Annotated in this window: 2 protein-coding genes; both read left to right on the forward strand. The window is 69.1% G+C overall.

From position 1 onward, the window contains the following. Positions 1–669 (forward strand): phosphopantetheine-binding protein (locus IE239_RS41380; protein WP_229878827.1); only part of this gene is annotated, 669 nt, incomplete at its 5' end. 59 nt (positions 670–728) lie between these two features. Beyond that, positions 729–1,413: beta-ketoacyl synthase N-terminal-like domain-containing protein (locus tag IE239_RS41385; protein ID WP_190154594.1), on the forward strand; the 685-nt coding region annotated here is incomplete at its 3' end.

The following is a 1,413-nucleotide window of genomic DNA, read 5'->3' on the forward strand; positions in this document are numbered from 1 at the left end:
GTCGTGGCGGACGTGGAGTGGGGGCGGTTCGCTCCCGCGTACACGAGCGTGCGTCCCAGCGCGCTGCTGACCGCACTCCCCGAAGCACACACCGCCCTCACCGCCTCCTCGCAGACCACCGGGCAGCAGGAGGGCGAACGAGGCTCCGTGCTGCGGGAGAAGCTCGGCGGGCAGCCGGCGGACGAGCGAGAGCAGGCACTGCTCGACCTGGTCCGCCGACGGGCTGCCGACGTACTGGGACACGGCGACATCGGCGAGGTGGGACCTGCCCAGGCGTTCAGGGAACTCGGCGTCGACTCACTGACCGCCGTCGAGCTGCGCAACCGGCTCGCCGCCGAGACCGGGCTGAAACTCCCCAGCACCCTCGTCTTCGACTATCCGACGTCCCGCCATCTGGCGGCCTTCCTCGACGCCGAACTCTTCGGCTCCGGGGAAGCGGACCCGGAGACCCTCCTCGCCGCCGAGCTCGACCGGCTGGCCTCCACGATTTCAAGGCTTTCCCCAGAGAACCGCGTCAGGACTCTCGCCAAGGCACGCCTGCGCAGCATGCTGACCGAGCTGGGTGATCAGAGCGAGGGCGATCCCAAAGCCTCCGTGACCCAGCACCTCGATGCGGCCTCGGACGACGAGATCTTCGACTTCATCAACCGGGAACTCGGCCGGTCCTGAGCCCTCGCGTACAGCAGGCCGAACAGTTTCTACCGCTACGACGTATGGGGCACGTTCCAATGGCGAATGAAGACAAGCTCCGGGACTACCTCAAGTGGGTCACGGCCGACCTGGCCGAGACACGTCGGCAGCTCCAGGAGCTGGAGGCCCGCGAGGGCGAGCCCATCGCCATCGTCGGCATGAGCTGCCGGTTCCCCGGCGGGGTGCGGTCCCCCGAGGACTACTGGCAGCTGCTGGCCGACGGCGCCGACGCCATATCCGCCTGGCCCACCGACCGCGGTTGGGACACGGACGCGCTCTACGACCCGCAAGCCCGGCGGGTGGACGGCAGCTACGCCCGTGAGGGCGGCTTCGTCCTCGACGCCGGCGACTTCGACCCGGCGTTCTTCGGGATCTCGCCGCGTGAGGCCGTCGCGATGGACCCCCAGCAGCGACTGCTGCTGGAGGCGTCCTGGGAGGCGTTCGAACACGCCGGCGTGGACCCGGAGTCGGCGCGGGGCGGTCGTGCCGGCGTCTTCGTCGGATGCAGCAACCAGGAGTACGGCGCAGGTCTCGTCGAGATCCCCGACGACGTGCGAGGCCACCTGCTGACCGGCAACTCCACCTCAGTGGTCTCCGGACGCGTCTCCTATGTGCTCGGCCTCGAAGGTCCTGCGGTGACGGTGGACACGGCGTGTTCGTCGTCGTTGGTGGCGTTGCATCTGGCGGTGCAGTCGTTGCGTGCGGGTGAGTGTGATCTGGCGT

This window comes from Streptomyces humidus (assembly GCF_014649655.1).
Classification (GTDB): Bacteria; Actinomycetota; Actinomycetes; order Streptomycetales; family Streptomycetaceae; genus Streptomyces; species Streptomyces humidus.